General features: G+C 75.8%; 4 protein-coding genes and 1 pseudogene. 1 reads left to right on the top strand and 4 read right to left on the bottom strand.

What is annotated here, in order from left to right; all coding sequences use genetic code 11:
• The 3 genes and pseudogenes from VF825_RS16060 to VF825_RS16050 form a co-directional block, all read right to left on the bottom strand.
• Positions 1-337 (bottom strand): annotated as a pseudogene (locus VF825_RS16060) (hypothetical protein); the annotation flags it as partial.
• A 250-nt stretch (positions 338-587) separates the two neighbouring features.
• Positions 588-1397, bottom strand: a complete 810-nt coding sequence (locus VF825_RS16055; protein ID WP_331115139.1) for a pentapeptide repeat-containing protein — start codon at positions 1395-1397, stop codon at positions 588-590.
• On the bottom strand, positions 1394-2545 hold the full coding sequence (locus VF825_RS16050; protein WP_331115137.1) for a MalY/PatB family protein: 1152 nt from the start codon (positions 2543-2545) through the stop codon (positions 1394-1396). Before VF825_RS16050 ends, VF825_RS16055 begins: the two co-directional genes overlap by 4 nt.
• 51 nt (positions 2546-2596) lie before the next feature.
• Here VF825_RS16050 and VF825_RS16045 point away from each other — a divergent pair, with 51 nt between their 5' ends.
• Positions 2597-3220 carry a histidine phosphatase family protein gene (locus VF825_RS16045; protein WP_331115135.1) on the top strand — a complete coding sequence of 208 codons (624 nt, stop codon included), beginning with the start codon at positions 2597-2599 and terminating at the stop codon, positions 3218-3220.
• A 48-nt stretch (positions 3221-3268) separates the two neighbouring features.
• On the opposite strand, the gene VF825_RS16040 is transcribed toward VF825_RS16045, so the two are convergent.
• Positions 3269-4411, bottom strand: a 1143-nt coding sequence (locus tag VF825_RS16040) for an N-acetylglucosamine-6-phosphate deacetylase (protein ID WP_331115133.1), incomplete at its 5' end; no start/stop codon positions are given.

Here is a 4411-nt window from a genome sequence, read left to right as displayed (position 1 = left end):
CCCCGTGGTCCAACACCTGCCCCGTCCCGGCCCCGACCGGGCGGCCCAGGCACGCCTGGGCCACCTTGACCAGGTCGCCCGCGCCCCCGGACCGGTAGGACGGCGCCCACTCCAGCACCCACCCCGCCGCCGTCGCACACGAGGAGGCCACCTCGCCCCGCTCCAGAGCCTCCCCAAGCACGGCCACCTTGGCCGCCTCCACCCGGCAGGCCAACGCATCCAACAAGCCCATCGCCGGACCCAGGTCCGCGCCCTGGCACTGGTGCAGCACCTGCTCGATCCCGGCCAAGGACTCCCGCGCGGCGTCCACCACGGCCAACCGGTCCGCGAACGACACCGCCGCACCCCCCCGGCACCGCACCACCTGAGACCCCCGCGGGCACGCCACCGGACCCGCTGGCCGCGGCCCCCTGACGGCGATCCCCCTGATGCATGGTTCGAACATACATTCGACCACCGACATGCTGCCGAGATCGTCCACAGCATGCCAGTGCAGGTGAGGGACGCGGTGAGCCGGCCACTCGGGATACCGGGCTGGCCCACGACAGTCCCGTGGACGCAAGCGGCGCGTCGGGTATCCGTGGACGTCACCAGTGGGTGGGGAGCCCCAGTCCTGGAGGAAGCACGGTCTCCGTGTCCCCACGGGCCGCGTCGAGCTGGGCCTGGGTGAGGAACAGTGCGCCGGTCAGGTCGGCTCCCGACAGGTCGGCGCCCCGCAGGTCCGCCCCGATGAGGTCGGCCCGGCGCAGGTCCGCCCCACGCAGGTCGGCACCGACGAGCAGCGCCCCGCGCAGGCTTGCCCCGTGCAGGTCGGCGCCGCGCAGCCGCGCACCCACCAGGTCGGCGCCGCGGTGGTCCGCCCGTCCGGGCAGGTCCTTGCGTGCCAGCTCGCTGGCCCGCAGCAGCAGGGCGTTGGCACGCTCGCGGACCGGGCCGACCTCCAGGCCCTGCAGCCGTGTCGCGTCGGCGCGGGTGAGCTCGTCGACCTCCGCCAGGGTCCGCCGCAGGTCGCCGTGGACGGGCGCCGCCTCGCTCAGGTCGAGCGCCTCGGCGAGGTACCACAGCAGCTCGTGCAGCTGCCGCACCACGGGGAAGACGGCGAACATCGCGCGGGCGGTGCCGGGGTGCCGGCGCCAGTCGCGGCCGGCGAACGTCTGCTGCGAGACCTTCTGGCCCGCGCCGAAGCAGTCGTAGACGGTGCACCCGGGGTAGCCGCTCTCGCGCAGCCGGTCGTGGATGCCGCAGCGGAAGTCGGCCCGGAGGTGGGCGCACGGCTGGCCCGCCGGCTTGTCCACCGCGAAGTCGGACGACGCCTGGAACGGCAGCGCCACGCAGCACAGGCCGAAGCAGCTCGCGCAGTCGGCCCGCAGGCCGAGGTCGACCTGGGTGCGCGTCACGCGGGGTTGCCCCACGCCTTGGCCAGCCGCCGGACCACCTCGGTCACGCGCTCGGGCGAGGTGGCCAGGTTGACCCGCACGTGCCCCTCCCCGCCCGGGCCGAACGTCGCACCGTCGTTGACCAGCACCCGCCCGCGCTCCAGTGCGACACCGGCCGGGTTGGCCAGGCCGGTGCAGCGCGCGTCCAGCCAGGCGAGGTAGGTCGCCTCCAGCGCCCGCATGCGGACCCCGGGCAGCTCCTGCGCGACGAGGTCGACCAGCAGGGCGCGGTTGGCCTCCAGCCGCTCCAGCACCGCGGACAGCCATGGCAGCCCCTCCCGGTATGCCGCCCGCGCGGCGACGTGCCCCAGCGGGCTCGAGCCGTGGTTGGCCACCGGAGGCAGGGCGCGCAGGGCGCGCAGGTCGGCCCGGCTGCCGGCGACGAGCTGGGCGCTCTTGAGACCGGGGACGTTCCAGGCCTTGCTGGCGGACATCAGGGTGGTGGTGTGCTCCGCTGCGCCGCCCAGGGAGGCGTAGGGGACGTGGGTGTGGCCGGGCAGCACCAGCGGGGCGTGGATCTCGTCGCTGATGACCCGGGCGCCGTGCCGGACCACGATGTCCCGCAGGGCCTCGAGCTCGGCCCGGGTGAACGCCCGCCCCCACGGGTTGTGCGGGTTGGACAGCAGCAGGGTGCGGGCGCCGTGCGCGAACGCCGCCTCGACCCGGTCCAGGTCCAGCGCCGCGCGGTCGGCGTCGGGGTCGAGCGGGATGGTCACCATCTCGCGGCCGGAGAGCGGCACCACGTCGAGGAAGGGCATGTACGCCGGGGTCGGGACGACCACCGGGGCGTCCTCGCACAGGGTCTCCAGGGCGAGGCGCACGCCGGCCATCACGTCGCCGGTCAGGACGACCGAGGCGGGGTCGGGTGACCATCCCCAGTGCTCGGTGGCGAACGCGGCAAGGGCCTCCGGCACACCGGTGGCCTCGTCCAGCGCCGGGTAGCCGACGTCGCCGCGGTCCACCGCGTCGTGCAGTGCCGCGGTGATGGGCTCGGCCAGGGCGAAGTCCATCTCGGCCACCCAGGCCGGCAGGACGTCCCCAGCAGCGAAGGTCCACTTGATGCTGCCCCGGGCCCGCAGCTGCTCATCGGTCAGGTCGACGACGCTCATGGTGGCGATCCTGCCAGCCGTGACCCAGCCACACGGCATACAGTCCGGCGGGTGAGCGATCTCCAGTGCCCGGCCACCCTGCTCGTCTCCCGGCACGGCGACGCCCGCTCCGCGCGCCCGGGGTGCCTGTCCGACGAGGGCGGGTGGCTCTCCGGGCTCGGCCGTCAGCAGGTGCGCGACCTGGTGCACTCCCTGCGCGAGCTGCCGGTGGCAGCGGTGTGGTCCAGCACGATGGCCCGCGCGGTGGAGTCGGCCGCGCTCGCCGCTGAGCTGCTCGGCGTCCCGGCGCAGACGCTTCCGGGGCTGCAGGAGTTCTCGGTGGGCGAGCTGGACGGGGTCAGCTACCACGACCCGCAGGCGCAGGCGGTGTTCGACCGCTGGCTGGCCGGCGACCTCGACGCCGGCTGCCCGGGCGGGGAGGACGGGCACACGCTCGTGGCCCGCTACCGCGAGGCGGTGGAGACCATCGCCGACCAGCACCGCGGCGAGACGGTGCTGGTCTTCAGCCACGGCGGGGTGATGTCGCTGGTGCTTCCGCGCCTGGCGATGAACGCGCGCAACGACCTGGCGGCGCAGCGGTTCCTGCCCAACTGCGTGCCGGCCGAGCTCGCCGTGGACGCCGACGGCTGGCTGCTGCGCAGCTGGCCGGGCAGCACCGACCCCGACGTCGTCTGAGCCTGCCCCGGCTCGAGCCCTCGCTGCCGCCTGCTGGGACGCCCCGAGTCAGGCCCACACGCCTTGACGCATGACTCGCGGCGCGCCCAGCCGGTCGTCGACGACGACGAGGTCGGCCCGCGCACCGGCCTCGAGGCGGCCGCGCCCGGCCAGCGCGAGCGCCTCGGCCGGGGTCGCCGAGGCCGCGGTCACCGCCTCGAGCAGCGGCACTCCGGCCACCTGGACGCACCAGCGCACGACGTCGAGCAGGGTGGCGACCCCGCCGGCGATGGCGCCCCCGTCGACGAGGCGGGCGGTGGTGCCCTCCACCCGCACCGCCTGGCCGCCGAGCTGGTAGGTGCCCTCCGGCATACCGCTCGCGGCCATCGCGTCCGTGACCAGGCACAGGCCCTCGCCCCCGACGAGGTCGAACAGCATCCGCACGGTGCCGGGGGCCAGGTGCACCCCGTCCCCGACGACCTCCAGGAGGGCCTCGCCGCGGGCCGCCGCGGACAGGCAGGCGGCCACCGGCCCGGGGGCCCGGTGGTGCAGCGGGGGCATGCCGTTGAAGACGTGGGTGACCAGCGGGCGGCCGCCGCGGGGTGTGGTCTCCAGCGCCGATCGCAGGGTCTCGGCGACGAGGGCGTCGTCGGCGTCGGTGTGGCCGATCGCCGGCAGGATCCCGTGGGCGGCCAGGGCCGCCGGGAGCCGGGACCGGGGGTCGCGCTCGGGGGCGAAGGTCATCTGGGCGAGGGCGTGCGGCGCCCCGGCGTCGGCGGCGACACGGGAGAGCTCCTCGACCAGCCCCTCGTCGACGTCGGTGAGTGCATCCGCGCGCTGGGCGCCGCGGCGGGCATCCGACAGGAACGGCCCCTCCAGGTGCACGCCCGCCAGCTCACCGGTCGCCACCAGGCACGCCGCGGTGCGCGCGCCGGCCAGCAGCGTGGCCGGGTCGGCGGAGACGAGGCTGCCGACCAGTGAGGTGGTGCCGTGGCTCAGGTGGTGTGCTGCGGCGGCGCGCGTCGCCGCCGGGTCGGGGCCGACCTCGCCCCCGGCGCCGCCGTGGCAGTGGATGTCGACCAGGCCGGGCAGGATCGTCGCGCCGTGCGCCCAGCCATCGGGGGTCGGCGTGCCCCGCCAGTCGGCGGGCAGGTCCGAGGCCTTGCCACAGAAGGCGATCCGGTCACCCTCGATCGCGACGACCCCGCCGGG

The sequence above is a fragment of the Oryzihumus sp. genome, from assembly GCF_036391795.1.
GTDB lineage: Bacteria > Actinomycetota > Actinomycetes > Actinomycetales > Dermatophilaceae > Oryzihumus.
Note: the sequence above shows the minus strand (reverse complement) of the source record. Positions and strands in the feature narration are given on the sequence as shown.